17 protein-coding genes and 1 pseudogene are annotated in these 17,253 nt (G+C 42.3%); 9 read left to right on the top strand and 9 right to left on the bottom strand.

Annotated elements, in window-relative coordinates; all coding sequences use genetic code 11:
* Position 1 precedes the first annotated feature (1 nt).
* From PGRAN_RS06185 to PGRAN_RS06170, 4 genes and pseudogenes are all read right to left on the bottom strand, one after another.
* The gene (locus PGRAN_RS06185) at positions 2-1,816 is read right to left on the bottom strand and encodes a DegV family EDD domain-containing protein (protein WP_051998451.1); all 1,815 of its coding nucleotides are present in this window, start codon (positions 1,814-1,816) and stop codon (positions 2-4) included.
* Complete coding sequence (locus PGRAN_RS06180) at positions 1,801-2,208, bottom strand: DUF2177 family protein (protein ID WP_036065939.1); 408 nt, start codon at positions 2,206-2,208, stop codon at positions 1,801-1,803. The genes PGRAN_RS06185 and PGRAN_RS06180 overlap by 16 nt, the downstream gene beginning before the upstream one ends.
* A 144-nt stretch (positions 2,209-2,352) precedes the next feature.
* Positions 2,353-3,198 (bottom strand): annotated as a pseudogene (locus tag PGRAN_RS06175) (2-hydroxyglutaryl-CoA dehydratase); the annotation flags it as partial.
* A 70-nt stretch (positions 3,199-3,268) separates the two neighbouring features.
* Positions 3,269-3,904, bottom strand: a complete 636-nt coding sequence (locus tag PGRAN_RS06170; protein ID WP_036065936.1) for an FMN-dependent NADH-azoreductase — start codon at positions 3,902-3,904, stop codon at positions 3,269-3,271.
* A gap of 199 nt (positions 3,905-4,103) precedes the next feature.
* Here PGRAN_RS06170 and PGRAN_RS06165 point away from each other — a divergent pair, with 199 nt between their 5' ends.
* The 5 genes from PGRAN_RS06165 to PGRAN_RS06145 all read left to right on the top strand — a co-directional run bounded on the left by PGRAN_RS06165 (position 4,104) and on the right by PGRAN_RS06145 (position 9,933).
* Positions 4,104-6,914, top strand: a complete 2,811-nt coding sequence (locus PGRAN_RS06165; RefSeq protein ID WP_036065934.1) for a sigma-54-dependent transcriptional regulator — start codon at positions 4,104-4,106, stop codon at positions 6,912-6,914.
* 303 nt (positions 6,915-7,217) lie between these two features.
* Positions 7,218-7,640, top strand: a complete 423-nt coding sequence (locus PGRAN_RS06160; protein ID WP_036065933.1) for a mannose/fructose/sorbose PTS transporter subunit IIA — start codon at positions 7,218-7,220, stop codon at positions 7,638-7,640.
* Positions 7,640-8,128 (top strand): mannose/fructose/sorbose PTS transporter subunit IIB, encoded by a 489-nt coding sequence (locus PGRAN_RS06155; RefSeq protein ID WP_036065932.1) that lies wholly within the window; start codon positions 7,640-7,642, stop codon positions 8,126-8,128. The genes PGRAN_RS06160 and PGRAN_RS06155 overlap by 1 nt, the downstream gene beginning before the upstream one ends.
* A gap of 105 nt (positions 8,129-8,233) precedes the next feature.
* Entirely contained in the window at positions 8,234-9,052 is an 819-nt protein-coding gene (locus PGRAN_RS06150; protein WP_036065931.1) for a PTS mannose/fructose/sorbose transporter subunit IIC, read from the top strand.
* 20 nt (positions 9,053-9,072) lie between these two features.
* Complete coding sequence (locus tag PGRAN_RS06145; protein WP_036065930.1) at positions 9,073-9,933, top strand: PTS mannose transporter subunit IID; 861 nt, start codon at positions 9,073-9,075, stop codon at positions 9,931-9,933.
* A 72-nt stretch (positions 9,934-10,005) separates the two neighbouring features.
* Here PGRAN_RS06145 and PGRAN_RS06140 read toward each other — a convergent pair whose 3' ends face one another.
* Entirely contained in the window at positions 10,006-10,632 is a 627-nt protein-coding gene (locus tag PGRAN_RS06140) for a hypothetical protein (RefSeq protein ID WP_036065929.1), read from the bottom strand.
* A gap of 232 nt (positions 10,633-10,864) precedes the next feature.
* Here PGRAN_RS06140 and PGRAN_RS06135 point away from each other — a divergent pair, with 232 nt between their 5' ends.
* Positions 10,865-11,326 (top strand): Lmo0779 family protein, encoded by a 462-nt coding sequence (locus PGRAN_RS06135; RefSeq protein ID WP_277619711.1) that lies wholly within the window; start codon positions 10,865-10,867, stop codon positions 11,324-11,326.
* 39 nt (positions 11,327-11,365) lie between these two features.
* Here the strand turns inward: PGRAN_RS06135 and PGRAN_RS06130 are convergent, their stop codons facing one another.
* Positions 11,366-11,752 carry a hypothetical protein gene (locus PGRAN_RS06130; RefSeq protein WP_036065927.1) on the bottom strand — a complete coding sequence of 129 codons (387 nt, stop codon included), beginning with the start codon at positions 11,750-11,752 and terminating at the stop codon, positions 11,366-11,368.
* A 73-nt stretch (positions 11,753-11,825) separates the two neighbouring features.
* Positions 11,826-12,968, bottom strand: a complete 1,143-nt coding sequence (locus PGRAN_RS06125) for a serine hydrolase domain-containing protein (RefSeq protein WP_051998450.1) — start codon at positions 12,966-12,968, stop codon at positions 11,826-11,828.
* A gap of 160 nt (positions 12,969-13,128) precedes the next feature.
* Between PGRAN_RS06125 and PGRAN_RS06120 the strand changes: the two genes are divergently transcribed.
* A complete protein-coding gene (locus tag PGRAN_RS06120; protein WP_036065926.1) occupies positions 13,129-14,001 on the top strand; it encodes an ROK family protein in 873 nt (290 codons plus the stop codon).
* Between the two features lie 47 nt (positions 14,002-14,048).
* Here PGRAN_RS06120 and PGRAN_RS06115 read toward each other — a convergent pair whose 3' ends face one another.
* On the bottom strand, positions 14,049-14,390 hold the full coding sequence (locus PGRAN_RS06115; RefSeq protein ID WP_036065925.1) for a GRAM domain-containing protein: 342 nt from the start codon (positions 14,388-14,390) through the stop codon (positions 14,049-14,051).
* Positions 14,391-14,607: 217 nt separating this feature from the next.
* Here PGRAN_RS06115 and PGRAN_RS06110 point away from each other — a divergent pair, with 217 nt between their 5' ends.
* On the top strand, positions 14,608-15,339 hold the full coding sequence (locus tag PGRAN_RS06110; protein ID WP_036065924.1) for a sirohydrochlorin chelatase: 732 nt from the start codon (positions 14,608-14,610) through the stop codon (positions 15,337-15,339).
* Positions 15,340-15,397: 58 nt separating this feature from the next.
* On the opposite strand, the gene PGRAN_RS06105 is transcribed toward PGRAN_RS06110, so the two are convergent.
* Positions 15,398-16,285 (bottom strand): diacylglycerol/lipid kinase family protein, encoded by an 888-nt coding sequence (locus PGRAN_RS06105; protein WP_036065923.1) that lies wholly within the window; start codon positions 16,283-16,285, stop codon positions 15,398-15,400.
* Between the two features lie 170 nt (positions 16,286-16,455).
* Here PGRAN_RS06105 and PGRAN_RS06100 point away from each other — a divergent pair, with 170 nt between their 5' ends.
* Positions 16,456-17,217: an alpha/beta hydrolase gene (locus tag PGRAN_RS06100; RefSeq protein WP_036065922.1), complete on the top strand. Its 762-nt coding sequence runs from the start codon at positions 16,456-16,458 to the stop codon at positions 17,215-17,217.
* Positions 17,218-17,253 lie beyond the last annotated feature (36 nt).

The following is a 17,253-nucleotide window of genomic DNA, read 5'->3' as shown; positions in this document are numbered from 1 at the left end:
CTTATATTTCCTCCCCCTCATCTAATTGCATCCGAATCGCAATCGCCACACAGCCTACCCCAGCACTCATCGCAATAATGGATGAAATCTCCATCACATAGGCAGCCGACTTCCCAACAATCTTCGTAAACAATGCCTCATATTCCGCCGCTCGTTCCGGCGTGTGTGCATGGACAATCGCATATTCCGCGACCTGACCTTGTGCGAGCATCTTCTTCACGCGTGCTGCAATTTTCTTCGTGCTTCTCTGCAAACTAAAAGCAATATCGCTCACCGTTCCAGCCCCCGTATCTGATAGTGAAACAACTGGTTTCAAGCGCAACGTATTCCCAATCGCGCCGCCCTTTTCACCGAGACGCCCCGACCGAATCATCGCATCCAAGTTTGGCACGCTGACAAATATCTTCGTTTGCGAAATACGCTGCATCACGAACGACTGTACTTCCGCGAACGTTTTTCCGAGCGCAATTTGTTCCGCAGCAGCCTTCACGAGCAATCCTTGCGCACCCGAATTTTGCCGCGTGTCCAACACTACAATATCACCCGACACACTCGCCGCCGCTTTTTTCACCGTTTCATACGTACCGCTAAGTTTGCCAGATACCGTCAAAACAAGCACGTGCTCATAATGATTCGCCAAAAACGACAACTGATTCGCGACCGCTTTCACACTCGGCTGAGATGATGTCGGATACGCGTCGCTATCCTCTAGACGCTCAAACAGCGTGCCCGTATCCATCGTGATTTTATCCAAATAATCATTCCCAGCAAGCGCGATGTGTAGCGGAATGACTTGAATCTGATATTCCTCCATCACGCTCTGCGGCAAATCCGCCACCGAATCCGTCACTAGTGCAATCCGATATTTCCGATGATGAATCACGTCGAATTGATTCTGCATATCATCCACTTTCTGCTGTATCATCACGCCATAATCAGCCAAATAAGCACAAACCTCGCGCGGCTCATCCGTATGAATATGTACCCGAATTTTTGTATCCGTCCCCGCGACAATCAGAGAATCGCCAAACGACAACAATCCCGACCGAATCTCATCCGCGTCCAGCCCTTCTCCCTGCAGCAAAACCTCCGTACAATAACGAAACACAGGCGCCTGATCCAAAACTTCCTCATCCACCAATCGCGGCAAGCTCTGCACCTCCGCCACATACGTCTCGTCATTAATCACCGATGTAAATCCTTCAATAAACGTGAAAAATCCCTTTGCACCAGCATCCACAACCCCATTATCCCGCAAAACTCGCAACATATTCGGCGTACTTTCCAAAGCCATTTTAGCCTGTTTCAACGCATTTACCAACACCTCTTGAAAAGTGGCGCCATGATCCTTCGCCTGCGCAATCGCTTCCGACCACGCCCGAATCACCGTAATCATCGTACCTTCCACCGGATTTCCCATCGCATTATACGCATAATCAGCACCACCCGAGACACTGCGCGCAAAACAGCCAAGCGAAACACGTTTATCATCCGATAAATGAAAATGCATACCATTCACATATTGCGCAAAAATAATCCCTGAGTTCCCGCGAGCACCAAATAAAGCCGCCTCTGAAATCGTATACAGCGTCTCTTTTGCCGATTCAGCGATTTTCGACTCTTCCACAATCGATAACATCGTCGACGCGAGATTACTTCCCGTATCACCGTCCGCCACAGGAAAAACATTGATCGCATTCAGTCCATCCTTCGCATCAATAACCGCCCTAGCACCACCTAAAAAGGCATGATACAACTTTTTACTATCTAAAAAATCCGTCATCGTTCCCGTCCCCACTTTCATGAAATCTGCCATACTTTCGCCAACCAAAATACAATACCAGACGTTGCTGCTGTAATAAACGCGCCCCAGCCTAAATCAATCACCGTGACAAGTACCGGCCAATCTTTTAGCGTCGCCAAGTTCGTTAAATCGTATGTCGCATAACAAAGCAGTCCTAAAAACGCTCCTGCAAAAATCGCAAACTGGAGACTGTCTTTTGCAAGCGCTGGCTCAATAACAAAAAAGACCATCCCACCAACAAACAAAAGATAAAACAAAACCGCCGCGCCAAATCGCATATTCGTTGCCATCAAATCGCCCAAATAATGCTTGTACAAATTCTTGGCAATAAGCCCTAGCCACACAGCGTCAATTACTAAAAAGACAACAAAGGCGATTCCCGCAAGTTTCGCGAAATATATCATCGTGAATCCCCCTTTCCTACTTTCCTTTACCCGTTCTAAGTTCAAATTATAGCAATGAAATAGTCAATTTAGCTATTTTCTTGTTTGTGAATTATTTTACAAAAAAACAGGTTCCCCGAATGATCGAAAAACCTGCGTTTATTCTTATGATTCCGTTTGTACTTTTTCAGATTCAGCGGAAGCCTTGACTTTGCCCGCGATGTGCCCAACAGGGTCTGCTTCACGCGCTCGTTTTACTGTACTGCCAAGTTTTTCAATCGGTGCAGAATCCCGCACGCGTTTCGCTGTATCGACAATCTTTTCTTTCGGATGGAAGCCTTCTTTTTTAACGATGACTTCTGACTCAGGCATTACCATGGTTTCGAGCTGTTTCTTCGCGATAGAGAGCATTAATTTTATCCGGTTTAGTTGGTTGACCGAACTCGAACCCGCGTCGTAATCTATCGACATGATATTCGCCATAGGATACATTTTTTTCAAACCTTTTATCATACCACGGCCTGTGATATGGTTTGGCAAACACGCAAATGGTTGCAAACACGCGATATTTGGAACATCACTATCTAGCAACTCTATCATTTCGCCCGTCAGGAACCAGCCTTCTCCCATCTTGTTTCCAAGCGATAACAACCGACTGGCCTTTTCCGCGATGACCTCAATATTTTCAGGTGCCTCAAATCGCTTACTAGCGCGCAAAGCATCCGACATCGGCTTCCGATATTTATTGATTACTGGAATCGCCAAACTATGCTTCGCGAACGATTTCACCTTCGACATTCCAAACATATTCGCCGCAAAATGACTGTCGTAGCAACAATACAGCAAGAAATCGACAAAATCAGGAACGACCGCTTCCCCGCCTTCTTCTTCAATCACCCCAACGATATCATTATTCGCGCCAGGATGAAACTTCACTAAAATCTCGCCGACAACGCCAACTTTTGGCTTAACCTCCTCTTTCAACGGCAAACTATCAAAAGCCATCACCATTTAATTGCAAAGTAAAAGCAAAAACTAGAGATCTGCTCGAAAAGCCATCTCTAGTTCTCATCATTTCCTATTAAAATAGTTGAATACGACGAACGCTCTCCTCTATTGCTGCATTTAGAATCTCATCTTTGCGCGTAGGATCATAATCTACTCCTTCGACAAACACACTTGGCAATGTTTCTACGCCCACGAAGTTCAAAATCGTATTAATGTAAGGCTCACCGTGTGTTTCAAGATCGGAGTCACCTGTCGAATAAACGCCACCACTTCCGTGAATTTGTAGCGCCTTCTTACCTTTTAACAAGCCTTCTGGACCAGACTGTGTATAGCGGAATGTTTTCCCAGCGACAACCACCGTATCAAAATAAGCTTTTAACATTGGCGGGATACCAAGGTTCCAAAGTGGAGAAACGATCACATAACGGTCCGCATCCATAAACTGCTGAGTCAACGCGTCAAATGCCGTTAATTTCTCCTGCATCGCCGGCTCTAAATCCGTAAATGCTTTTCCTGCGCGTAATTCATTGCCCGCCGTCAAAAAAGCACCATCAATCAGCGGAATCTCGTGATCATAAACATCGATGCGCTCGATAACATCATCCGGATTTTCCTGTTGATACTTTTCTAAAAAGGCACTTGCTACGACCATGCTACGAGATACATCATCCGGAAGCGGCGATGCTTTAATAAATAGTAATTTTGTCAAAGAAATTCATCTCCATTTACATTATAATCATTGCTTTCTCATTTTATCCTAATTTCGCTACATGCGTCAATGTACGAAACCCAACAGCAGTTGACAAATAAGCAAACCATGCTAAAATGAATACAGAAATTCAGTAGTGTATCAGACATTTTAATACACTACTCATTTTCCAGTAAAGGAATGAATCGGAGGATGCGTAATGAAACGTATTGAGCGGATTTATCACTATATCCAGCAACAGGATCACGATGATATCAAACAGCAATTAGAACAAAATCAAGGTATCACCGCAACAGAAATATCAGATGCCCTCGGAATTTTACGAAATAATGTCAGCATGGAACTAAATGAGCTACACCGCCAAGGAAAAATCATCAAGATTAGCGGCCGGCCTGTACTTTATTTCGACCGCAAAGCCCTAGAAGCACGGATCGAACGCTTGCTTTCACCAGATGAACTCGAATTCGAAAACTGCCAATCCTTACTAAAACAACTAAATTATAATACTGTCATGAGAAGCCCATTCGATGATCTAATCGGCTCGGAAGCAAGTTTACGCACACAAGTGGAACAAGCAAAAGCCGCGGTTCTCTATCCCCCGAATGGTTTGCATACCTTAATTGTTGGCCAAACAGGCGTCGGGAAAACACTTTTTGCAAATTTGATGTATCGCTATTCGCAACATGCCGAGCGCTTATCCAGCCAGTCTCCTTTTATTATTTTTAATTGCGCCGATTATTACAATAACCCACAACTGCTCATGTCTCATATTTTTGGTCATACAAAAGGGGCTTTTACCGGAGCAGATAACGAAAAAGAAGGACTCGTTGAAAAAGCGGACGGTGGCATTTTATTCTTAGATGAAATTCACCGCCTACCACCAGAAGGTCAAGAAATGATTTTTTACTTGATGGATAGTGGTACTTTTAACAAGCTCGGCGAAACTGATCGTCGTCGCAAATCCAACGTACTTATTATCGGGGCAACGACGGAAGACCCTGAATCGTCCTTGCTACGCACTTTTGTCCGCCGTATTCCCATTGTCATTTCGCTACCAAGCTTAGAAGAACGAACACCGAAAGAACGCGTAGACCTTTTGAAAAACCTGCTTTCCAATGAAGCGCACCGCATTAGTAAACCACTGCGGATTGAGGATGAAGCTGCTAAAGCACTGATCGGGAACACGACGTTTGGTAATATCGGACAGTTAAAATCTAATATTCAGCTTGTCTGTGCCCAAGGTTTTTTAAATAGTTTTGATCGAAACGAAGAAATTCTGATTGACTTTAAAACGTTGCCCATCAACATAAAAGACGGTTTTTTCCATTTTAGTGGTCGTCGTAAGGAGTTGCAAGAAATTTCGAAATACCTCGATCCCTACACGGTAATCATGCCAGAGCGTGGCAAGCAACTCATTAATTCCGATGAGTACGAGCCTAATTTCAACCTTTATAAAATCATCGAGGATAAGGCGTCCATTCTGATGGATCAAGGCGTTGAAGATGAAGATATCAAGAAATTTATCACGATGGATATCGACGTACACCTTAATAGTTTTTACAATAAATTCAAAAATACAATTCACGATCGCGATAACATTCTTAAAATTGTTAACGAAGAGATTTTGAATTTCACCGAGGATATCCAAGTCAAGATTGAACAACAACTCGGCAAAAAATTAAACGAACGTTTCCTGCTCGCGTTTAGCCTACACCTCACGTCATTTCTCAAACGGGCACGCAGCAACAAACCGTTAAAATACACCAATATCGAAAACGTCGTCAATGATAAACCCGAAAGTTACGCCATTGCGCGCGAACTAAAAAAGGAAGTCGAAGCAGAATTCCACATTCGCGTGCCTAATATGGAAGTTCTCTATTTGACGCTACTCATCAGTTCTTTATTGAAAGACCAAGAAGAAAATCGTGTCGCAGTCCTTGTCGCCACACACGGAAACAGCACGGCAACAAGCATCGTCAACGTTGCAAAGAAACTCCTCGGTGAAGGGCTCGTTGATAGCATCGATATGCCACTCGATCTTAGCCCAAAAGTCGTTCTCGACAAAATCACTCAGCGTGCTCGCGAACTCGATATGGGACGCGGCGTCTTGCTTCTCGTTGATATGGGCTCCCTCACAAGTTTTGGCTCAGTCATCACAGAACGCACCGGCATTCCCGTTCGCACGCTCGATATGGTTTCCACAGCGACCGTTATTGAGGCCGTTCGCAAATCGAATATTCTCGACATGGATTTAGACAGCATCTATGATTCACTGAAAGATTTTCGCGGCTATGGCGGCTATGATTCCGAAGCCCCTATCGTACAAAATGATAAACCACACGCCATCGTCACGATTTGCGCAACTGGTGAAGGCACGGCTGAAAAACTACAATCCTTCATCGAGAACATCTTAGAAAACATCACTACCGACCACATCAAAGTTATTCCTATCGGCATCCTAGAAGCCACTCAAAAAATCGATCAACTGCAAGAAGAGAATGACATCCTACTCATTATCGGCATCCATGATCCAAAAGTTCAGATCCCATTCATGCCCATTGAGCGTCTTTTTGCCAAAGAAGGAGAAGACCAAATCGTTCAAGTGGTAAAGAAACGCGATATTTTTATCAAAAAAAGCGAAACCAGCTGGATTGCCCGTGAAGTTATTGAGGATAGTTTGAGTGAATTCCTAACGTACCTTAATCCGAAAAAAATCGTGCCTCTCCTTCTAAAATTTGCTAGTACACTAGAGGCAGAGCTTCAATACACCATGGAAAACACACTAAAGATCAACTTGCTCATTCATGTCGGTTGCGCGATGGAACGCATGGTTTTAAAAGATAGTCTCACTTATCACGATAGGAGCGAGGCTATGATTGACACGCGCATTTTCCAAGCGATAAAAAGCGCGAACCACGATTGCTTCCAACCGATGAAGCTATCACTGACAAACGATGAACAGTGCTACATTTACGATATCATCACAAAGACACACCAGACAATTTCATAAAAAAAAGGAACGACTGCACAGGAATTTCTAACTTTGAATTTTTTTGCAGCGTTCTTTTTTTGCGTAATTTTTGTTTTTTAAAATAACTTATTAGGGTAATGAACATTGTATGTACGGATTGATAGTCTATTGCGTAGCAGTGTATTATGCCACGTTTTTATTGTATCAATTTACCAACATATATTTCGCAGGATAAGGAGCCTCTTGAAGAAGCAAATGTTAAAAGAAAGCATACATATGGGCACGCTTCTTGGATTGCAAGGGTAGAAAAATCCTGTTCATAGAGAAAAAGGAGGAGTTATTATGCCAGTGGGTATCATTATTGGAACACATGGTGAAGCGGCGCGCGAATTGCTTAAATCGACAGAAATGATCATCGGCAAGCAAGAAAACGTCGAATTCATTACGTTTGTTCCAGGTGAAAACACAGATACATTGATTCAAAAATTCAATGAAAAATTGGATGCTATCGATGATTCTGAGGGAGTTCTTTTCATGGTTGATTTGTTCGGCGGAAGCCCATACAACGCAGCCAGCCAAATTGCTCTGCCGAAAGAAAAGATGGATGTCATAACAGGTACCAACATTCCGATGTTGCTTGAAACCCTGTCGATGCGTGCAGTAAGCAGTTTTGAGGATCTATTAAACACTGCGCTAACTGCTGGAAGAGATGGCGTTAAGTCACTAAAACAATCACTTAAAAACGTTGAGGAGGATGATTTATAATGGAAATCCGTTTAGCAAGAATTGATGACCGTCTTATCCATGGTCAAGTAGCCACAGTTTGGACAAAGGAAACGCAGGTAGAGCGCATTATTGTGTGTAATGATGATGTCGCTAAAGATGAAATCCGTAGCACACTTCTAAAACAAGTAGCCCCTCCCGGCGTTGTCTCAAACGTAGTAGATGTTGAAAAAGGAATTCGTGCCTATAATAATCCTAAATATGCAACAACACCCGTCATGCTTCTTTTCACAAATCCAACAGATGTCCTTCGTTTTGTAGAAGCCGGCGTTCCAATTACAACCGTAAACATCGGTGGTATGGCGTATCGTGATGGCAGAACACAGATTACAAATGCTGTTTCTGTAGGGCCAGAAGACATCGAAGCTTTTCGTAAATTAAACGAAAAAGGAATTGAGCTTGAAATCCGTAAAGTGGCTGCTGACAGCAAAGTTATGATGATTCCATTACTAGATAAAGAAGGTATGTAAGTTTCGTTGTAACTGATAGGGATATACTTTGAAGTCACATACGTATCGCGTGCTTTTGACATTATCAATTTATTTTAATGAAAGAAAATTGGGAGGGAATTTTATATGGATGCATTACAAATAGTTCTCGTCTTCCTCGTAGCTTGTATTTGTGGTATGGGTAGTATTCTGGATGAGTGGCAAACACATCGTCCGTTGATTGCTTGTACGCTTACAGGTCTCGTGCTTGGGGATATGACAACCGGTATTATTATTGGGGGGTCTTTGGAAATGATCGCGCTTGGCTGGATGAACATTGGAGCAGCAGTTGCACCAGATACAGCTTTGGCATCATTAATTTCTACTATCTTAGTTATTTCAGGAGGACAAGACATCAGCGTTGGTATCTCACTTGCGATTCCACTAGCCGCTGCGGGTCAAGTCTTAACGATTCTCGTTCGTACCATTACAGTAGGTTTCCAACACTCCGCTGATAAAATGGCGGAAGCAGGGAATCTAAGGGGCATCGACCTCCTGCACGTCACGGCACTGCTTCTCCAGGCGATGCGGATTGCCATTCCGGTCTTAATCGTTGCCTTATCGATGGGTACTAGCGTTGTCACAGATATGCTAAACGCTATTCCTGATTGGCTCGTTAACGGCCTAAACGTTTCTGGTGGCTTTATCGTTGTTGTCGGGTATGCGATGGTTATTAACATGATGCAAGCGAAATACTTAATGCCGTTCTTCTTCCTCGGCTTCGTAGTCGCGGCCTTCACTACGTTCAACTTAGTAGCACTTGGTGTTCTTGGACTCGTAGCAGCCATTGTCTACATCCAACTAAGCCCTAAATATTATTTAAAAGAAGCACTTGCCCAATATGGAGCAGCAGGTGGCGGTGGGTCGAAACCAGCGAACGATCTGGATGACGACCTAGACGACTAAAAAAGGGAGGTAACCAAATTATGAGTAACGAAACAGCAAAAGTAACTGTTGGCGAGAAAAAGCTGACAAAAGGCGACTTAATGTCCGTATTTATTCGTTCCAACCTATTCCAAGGTTCATGGAACTTTGAACGTATGCAAGCTTTGGGATTCTGTTTTACCGTTGTCCCGATCATCAATCGCTTATATGAAGGCGAAGAACGTACTGAAGCAATCAAACGCCATCTCGAGTTTTTCAATACACATCCTTATATGGGAGCTCCAATTTTAGGAGTAACCGCTGCGATGGAGGAACAAAAATCGAATGGTGCACCAATCGACCAAGCTGCCATCAATGGTATTAAAGTAGGTCTGATGGGGCCGCTTGCCGGTGTTGGGGATCCAATTTTCTGGGGAACTATCCGTCCCGTATTTGCCGCGCTTGGTGCATCTTTCGCATCGACCGGTAGTATCTTTGGACCGCTTCTATTCTTTGTACTCTTTAACGCCGTTCGTCTTGGCTTCCGTTATTGGGGCGTATTCTACGGCTACCGTAAAGGGACCGACGTGGTTTCCGATATGGCCGGTGGAGTTATTCAGAAACTGACAGAAGGTGCCTCCATTCTTGGACTGTTCGTCATGGGTGGACTGGTTAATAAATGGACCAACATCGATATTCCTGTCGTTGTTTCGAAAACGACCAACCAAGAAGGTAAAACAACAACGACTACTGTGCAAGATATTTTGGATAGCTTGATGCCTGGTATCCTTGCATTGGGACTAACATTCGCTTGTATGTGGCTACTGAAGAAAAAAATCAACGCGCTTTGGATTATTTTCATGTTATTTGCACTTGGTATTGTAGGCTATGTATTAGGCATCTTCGCAGTTCCTGGTTCGTGATTTGAGAAGAATTATTTTATAACAATTAAAAACCGGATTCTCCACTTTTCAATAGTGAGGAATCCGGTTTTGTTAGTTGAAAACCATGTATAAAATGACGGTTTGTTCTCTTTCTTTTAGGAATTCTTTTGAGAAAGGGTCATTGCTGTCTCCCGCTTCGTATTTTTTATTAAACTCCCACAATTGTAATATATATTTTTCCCCCATTTTAATTTTTCCGTCCTCAAATGGTTGCGTTCTCGCGGAATCTCCATTCTCTTTTCCAAAAATACCTTTTGGAATAACGAACGTATTTTGAGCATATGATTCTTGGACATTTCTCATAATTACGCGAATTTCACTTGGTGCAAACATATCAGACCCAGGAATTCCCCAAACAAAACGACTGTTCATCTGTGCCGCTTTTTCGCCTGCTTGAGCTGTTACCCGCTCATGACGCACACGTGTGTCCCGCTTATACACATCAAAATAAACATCCATCGTTTTGGCTTTCACATTATAATCTACTTCGCCGCTTGCAGCTAAAAGCATCGATAATTCATCTGAACTCGGTTGCGAACGCACATTTTTAATCTCTCCATCTGGAACACCTGTTACCTTATCCCCCTGAAACGGCCAGTAGTTCATATGGCTCAAGTACATCAAAGTTCCACCAATCGTGATAATCAGTATACCTACTACTATTACTATTTTTTTCATGCTGGTCTCCTTTTTAAGCTCGTTAAAGTCTTCCTTAGACAGCCTTTTCACAAATAGAACGACTTAAATTCTAATTATAGTATGTAATGAAATATTGCACAAGGATATTTTGGATATTCTCGTACAATTTTTGCAACCTTACGCTAGGTACAGTATGGTTTTAGTTCCTTTTTTAAGTGGATAATGTTACAATGAATGGAGAATTTAATGAATGCAGGTGTAAATAATGAGCATGGATGCAACAAATATTTTCCTAATTATCATGATTGTCGGCGCGTTTTTATTTTCCGTTTATGATGGCGTTATTCTTCATTTTTGGAAAGGGAAAACCGTTCTTAGTGTCCCGCTTCGTTCGCGAGGGAAGTGGGATGGATACATATTCGTCGGTTTGATTGCGATGCTGTTTATCTCCAACGCGTTCTTGCGTCACGGCCCTATTTCTACATCCGTGTTGCTAGCCATTCTCGGCGTGCTTTTCTTCTACATTTGTTTTATTAGAAAAGGTAGAGTCATCTTCAAGGAGCACGGTTTCTTCTATGCTCTCCTCTTCTTTGAATATAAAAAGATGGAGCGTATCAACCTGTCTGAGGATGGCGTGCTAGTTATCGAAACTGGACGCCAGCGCCTTCTGCTATTCGTCAGAAACGAAGATGATTTAGAACAAATGCTAAAAGTCTTTACGGAAAAAAGTTAAAAAGATCGCAATTGGGCATGCAGCTCAATTGCGATCTTTTTAAATGCCCACTTTGCTTAAATGTATCTTTTCTACTTCAAACTCAATAAATTTTCCGTGCATTGCTTCGATTTGCTCATCGTATTTTGTATTAAAGCAGATAATACTGTCTTCCAAGCGCAAAACAGCAAAGCCATCCTCTTCGTAGTCTTCTAATTGCCCAACGATGTGAACAGCCTCCTCTTCTTCTACCTTCTCCAAAATACAATGCTTCTCGTCGCTAAGAGCGAGTCGTGCCGCCGTCAAATGCTCTGGTATTTCAATTTCTACAGTATATTTGCGATTCGACTCCGGCTCGTCATCATTCCAAATTCCTTCACACGTGCCGAAATCACTTTCAAATCTAACCTGCCCGGTCGCAAGCTTTTTCTGAACCTTAATTTCCACTAAAAAATTCCTCCTGAAGTTTTTTCGCTTTTTGTATATTATAGCATGAAATTGTCAAATCGCATCTATTTTATTACTGCATAACGCTATAAATTTCCTTAACTAATGCCCCACTATCTTTCTCCATCCGAATATTGGAGAAAACAATGACTGCATCGCGACGATCTTTTGAAAAGCTGTTGATCGTTTCATAGTTGTATAATACACCGCGGGAAATATAAAAATTAGGTCGTGTATAAAAGCCATAACCATAGTTCCCAGCACCAGCGTGAAGCATACTACGCATGCTTGCCTGATTCACCAGTTTACCACTCGTCAAAGCTTTATCAAATAGATAAATATCTTTTGGTGGCATATACATGTTTCCCGCACCGAACAACTGTGATGTATCCTGAACAAAACTCGTTTTCATCAGCATGCCATCCTTCACTTTATAACTAACCGATTCATTTGGATGTGTGAAAAATGAATCACCAATCGCTGTAGATTTCATACCAGCAGGCGCAAAGACATACTGTGCTAAATAACTGGCTAATGATTTATGCGTTAATACCTCTACTAAACGCCCCATCACCGCATAGTTGTCATCTTGATAGTCCCACGTTCCCGGTGACCGTTTAATCCCAGCTGCTTCTACCTCCTCTAAAACTTGTTGCGATGTTATTTTTTGATTACCTTTTTTTCTACCTTCCACACCAGATGTATGTCCCAAGAAATTCTTAATTTTGATACTTTCTCCATTTGGAAATGTTGGGAAATACTTAGCAATTGGGTCCTCCACGCTTAGCATCCCTTTTTCTTGAAGTTGCATGATTGCAGTGGCTACGACAGCTTTTTCCATCGAGCCTATAAAAAATAAGCTTTGGCTCGTATTAGCTTCCCCAGTTGTCTTATTCGCCAGACCATAGCCTTGATTAATAATCACTTTGTTATCTTTGACGACATAAGCCGCCCCATTAAACTGGTGCTTCTTTAAGACGAGATCCACTTTTGTTTTCAGTGACGCATTCGGATCAATCACAATATTCGCCTTAACTGTTGCCGTAGATTCATCATTCATACTCATTTCGTTTGCTGTTACTTTAGAATGTGCCTGTACGAATAAATAAGCACTTCCTACTCCCCCAAATAAAAAGCAAGCCATGACTGCTAAAAGTACTCCCAGACGCCGTTTCTTACGTTTCACGCGCGCCTTCTCTGCTCTGCTCACATGCATTTTTATTTCCTCCTTGATATAAATAAGTACGACATAATTGTAACACTTTGTAATATAATTGTAAAATAATTTTTGCGCTTTATTTTTATTTACACTTGTTTTTTCAAAGAATTCCACGTATGCTTAAGATTAAATTCAAGATAAAGGAGTTCGAAAAAGCATGACACTATTAGCATTTGATATGGGTGGAACTGCGGTCAAGTATGCTCTCGTAGCACAAGATGGAACGATTATGGACAAAGGGAAGTTCAAAACACCAGACACATTAGAAGGCTTGATCAACACGCTAGAAGCAACAAAAAATACATATAGCACGCATTCCTTGGATGGTGTTGCCTTTAGTTGCCCTGGTGCAGTCAATAATGAAAGCGGTATTATCGGTGGAGCTAGCGCGATTCCTTACATTCACCATTTCCCGTTCAAACAATTACTCGAAGAAAAGCTAGCTCTCCCAATTACACTTGAAAATGATGCGAACTGCGCTGCTCTCGCCGAAACTTGGCTTGGTGTAGCAAAAAATGTACACGATATTCTTTTTATCATTGTTGGTTCAGGCATTGGTGGCGCTGTCATTAAAGATAGAAAAATTCATGCAGGCGCTCACCTTCATGGGGGTGAATTTGGTTATATGATTATGAATGATAAATTAGAAAACCTCAGTGATACCGGCACCGTAGTTAATGCCTCCGCACGAATCGCTAAGCGTAAAGGTCTTTCATCGCTAAACGGTGTAGAAGCTTTCCAATTGAAAGAAGCTGGTGACCAGATAGCCATAGATGAAATTGAAGCGATGTACCGCAATCTCGCTAAGGGGATTTTCAATTTGCAGTATGTATACGACCCTGAATTAATTGTAATTGGGGGCGGCGTGAGCGAACGTGCGGATTTCCTGCCATCCATCCAAGCCGAACTAGATACCCTGTTAGCAAAAATCACCATCGCAAAAGTTGCTCCCACCATCGTTTCCTGCGCCTTTGGAAATGATGCTAATCTCATCGGTGCCGTCGCCAAATTCAACCAAATCCATCACTAACAAAAAGAAAAAGACTATGAGTTGTGCCGCTACCCATAGTCTTATCCTTATTTATCTTTCATTAATTTACTGCGCTCCCCGCGTTTTGTAAGCACTTGTTCCATCGCTTCCAACCACTTTTTCTGCTTATTAACAACGAATTGGAATTTATGCCCCTCTTTTGTCTCGATTTCCAACAAATTCGATAACATATCTCGACCTAAAATCTTCGTCATTACACCTTCTATTCGCACCACATCCGTAAAGGGTATTGTCACTTCCTCCACAAAATAATCATTTGGTTTATGAATTAGATACTCCTCCGTGATAAATAGTTTCCCCGGAACTGGCTTGAAGCCATTTTTTAAATTAGCAAGTCCTTTATAAACAACATCCACCGTTTCACCCATTAATTATTTCCCTCCATTATTTAAAATAACAGCATTTAACACCACTATCTATCCTACATTTTCATGATTTGTCTCGCTACATAACCTCTTCACACCAGTTCACAATTTGGTGACATTTAAAAATTTTATTTCGACAAACAGCTTGGCTTACGACTTCAGGCAGGTTAAAATATAACTAACAGCAATGTAGTACATAACTTGGAGGGAGTTAATCATTTTGCGCGCAATCATTTATATTGGCAATGGCACCCAGCTGGCTGAGGGCAATGCGGAATTTTGTACATTTATTAACACCATTAAAAAGAAACGGCCAGAGATAATCCAAGAATTAGGTTTTCTAAAGATGAGCTATCCAACAATCGAAATCGCCTGTGAGAAAGCGATAGCCGCTGGTGCTGATGAACTCATCGTGGTTCCCGTTTTTCTATTTTCGTCAAGCGACATTAAATATGAAATCCCTGACATTTTGAATTCCTTGACGACAAAGTATTCTAATATTACTATAAAAATGACAAAAACATTTGGTTTTGACCCAGAAATCATCGCTCTTGCTAAAGAAAAAATTCTAGATACGAGTATTAATTTTACCAACTCAGAAGCAGTATTACTTGTCGGGCTTGGCAATGAACGCGATGATGAACCCGCGACACGACTGTATAGTGTAGCACAGCTTTTGGAGTCCCAACTTCATTTACCTGTCTTCCATAGCGAAATTAAAGGCGAGCCAAGCTATCCCGCGAAACTTGAAGTGCTCAGTACACGATACCAAAAAATCTACATCCTGCCTTATTTCCTTTTTACAGGAACACATGTTGTCGCTATCGATCAAGAACGGCTACATCTCCAAAAAGCAAATCCCGATTGTGAGATCGTTATTTGTGAGTCATTCCATTATCACCCACTACTTGAGCAAGCCATTTTGCATAAAATCAGTGAACTAGTGAGTTAAGCATAAAAAAGCATGGTACGCCAATTGTTGCGGAGTACCCATGCTTTTCTTATGGCCCTTATTCCGGCACTAATACATCTAGATGCTCCCGCAAAACTTCGATTTTAATAGGAAATGCATCTCCCGGATCCCCGTCCACATTTACTTTAACATCCGCCTGGTCACAATCGATTTCTAAACGTGTCGTCGAGAAATACATCACGCCGTCTGCTTTTTTTAGTGTTCCAAGTGCGATTTGTGGCAAAATTTTCGCCGCATCAATGACTCCCAGTTTCGTTAAAATAAATACGTGAATGAGTCCGTCATCTACCTCAGCCTCCGGTGCCCACTGCTCCATGCCACCAACAGAATTAGTCAAGCTGGCGATAACAAGCGCAGCCTTACCATCCCATTCCCCGTCATCATATTTCACCTCAAACGCAAGCAATTCATGTCGCGCAAATGCTTTTAATCCCTCTGCAAAATATGCTACCGAGCCAAATTTTGTTTTTTGCTCCACGCTCACTTTATCGACCGCTTCGGCAATCATCCCTGCTGCCAAAACATTCATAAAGTATGTGTCGCCTATTTTACCGATATCCATTGTTCGTTTACGCGCTGTTTCTAATGCTTTAATGGCACGATCAGGACGCAGTGGAACACCTAAGGAACGCGCCAAATCATTAACCGTTCCAAGTGGAATAAAACCAAACGCTGGTCGGTGTGGCTGCTCTGCAATACCATTAATAACTTCGTTTAGCGTTCCATCTCCACCCATCGCAATTACCGCTTCGTAACCGTCTGTTGCTGCTTGTAAAGCAAATTCGGTCGCGTCTCCGCCCTTGGTCGTCTCTTTTACCTCGACCTCATGAAATCGCTTTAGTAATGCCTGATGCGCCCGTTCCGCGTATACCTTGCCTTTTTCTTTACCTGAAGAAGGGTTCACAATTAATAATGCTTTCCCCATATGTATCACACTCCTAACTTTACTCTTTCTCATTATACCCTGTTCCCAGCGTAAAAAAACAGCAAAAGCACAACATTTCAATAATTATTACTTGAAAAATCAGCCGTTTGGCGTTAAAGTTAAAGCATAGTAATTAACTCAGAATTATGGAAAACAAGGAGGACTGAAAAATGGAACGAATCACATTCAAAAACGAAACTGGACTAACGCTGGTTGGTCATTTTTATGCAGCTCCTTCAAAAGCAATCATCATCATGACACACGGCTTCTTATCCAATAAATCATCGAGCGGACGGTTTGATCGGTTCGCCTTAAAATTACAACAAAACGGTTATAATGTGCTCACCTATGATTGCGGCGGTTACGGGGAAAGTGACGACACTGCCATCCATTTTGAAAAACAAGTCACTGATTTACGAGCTGCCAAACAATATAGCCAACAACTCGGGATGGAGAAATTTGCTTTTTGGGGACATAGCCTTGGTGGCCGGCTATCACTTACTTGTTACGATACCGATATTGAGACGATGATCCTGACTGGGCCCGTTACCGGCGCGATTGCCTATCAACATGTCGATAACTTTTCAAAAGAGCAGGTGGCGCAATGTGAAAGTAGTGGTAGTATGATTTTTTATGTGGACGATCCATGGCGCACAGAAATCGTGCTAGATAAGCAGATGTTGCTTGATTTTGACCAAATGGATCAAGCGGCGACGTTACAAAAAGTGAACTGCCCGATTCTCATTATCCATGGAACAGAAGGTGATTTAGAGCGGGAGCTGACGCAGATTACGAAGCAAGGTTTAGATCTTTTCCCTAAAAGCACGAAATTGATTGAATTAGACGGTGCTGATCATGGCTTTATGGAACAACTAAACGAAATTGAAACACTCGGATTGCACTGGTTACATGAACATTTTCAGCTAAGTTAAAAAATATGTCCGATTGAAAGTTAGTTTTCAATTGGA

Source organism: Listeria grandensis FSL F6-0971 (assembly GCF_000525835.1).
GTDB classification, from domain to species: Bacteria; Bacillota; Bacilli; order Lactobacillales; family Listeriaceae; genus Listeria_A; species Listeria_A grandensis.
The sequence above is the reverse complement of the archived record's forward strand: the minus strand, read 5'-3'. Positions and strand labels throughout refer to the sequence as shown.

Excerpts from the sequence above, each read along its gene's own strand:
- PGRAN_RS06105 (WP_036065923.1), bottom strand. The coding sequence starts at position 16,285 with ATGGGGAAAGCATTATTAATTGTGAACCCTTCTTCAGGTAAAGAAAAA.
- PGRAN_RS06155 (WP_036065932.1), top strand. The coding sequence starts at position 7,640 with ATGGAAATCCGTTTAGCAAGAATTGATGACCGTCTTATCCATGGTCAA.
- PGRAN_RS06145 (WP_036065930.1), top strand. The coding sequence starts at position 9,073 with ATGAGTAACGAAACAGCAAAAGTAACTGTTGGCGAGAAAAAGCTGACA.
- PGRAN_RS06160 (WP_036065933.1), top strand. The coding sequence starts at position 7,218 with ATGCCAGTGGGTATCATTATTGGAACACATGGTGAAGCGGCGCGCGAA.
- PGRAN_RS06185 (WP_051998451.1), bottom strand. The coding sequence starts at position 1,816 with ATGGCAGATTTCATGAAAGTGGGGACGGGAACGATGACGGATTTTTTA.
- PGRAN_RS06115 (WP_036065925.1), bottom strand. The coding sequence starts at position 14,390 with ATGGGTGAAACGGTGGATGTTGTTTATAAAGGACTTGCTAATTTAAAA.
- PGRAN_RS06140 (WP_036065929.1), bottom strand. The coding sequence starts at position 10,632 with ATGAAAAAAATAGTAATAGTAGTAGGTATACTGATTATCACGATTGGT.
- PGRAN_RS06135 (WP_277619711.1), top strand. The coding sequence starts at position 10,865 with ATGGATGCAACAAATATTTTCCTAATTATCATGATTGTCGGCGCGTTT.
- PGRAN_RS06180 (WP_036065939.1), bottom strand. The coding sequence starts at position 2,208 with ATGATATATTTCGCGAAACTTGCGGGAATCGCCTTTGTTGTCTTTTTA.
- PGRAN_RS06125 (WP_051998450.1), bottom strand. The coding sequence starts at position 12,968 with ATGCATGTGAGCAGAGCAGAGAAGGCGCGCGTGAAACGTAAGAAACGG.
- PGRAN_RS06165 (WP_036065934.1), top strand. The coding sequence starts at position 4,104 with ATGAAACGTATTGAGCGGATTTATCACTATATCCAGCAACAGGATCAC.
- PGRAN_RS06120 (WP_036065926.1), top strand. The coding sequence starts at position 13,129 with ATGACACTATTAGCATTTGATATGGGTGGAACTGCGGTCAAGTATGCT.
- PGRAN_RS06100 (WP_036065922.1), top strand. The coding sequence starts at position 16,456 with ATGGAACGAATCACATTCAAAAACGAAACTGGACTAACGCTGGTTGGT.
- PGRAN_RS06150 (WP_036065931.1), top strand. The coding sequence starts at position 8,234 with ATGGATGCATTACAAATAGTTCTCGTCTTCCTCGTAGCTTGTATTTGT.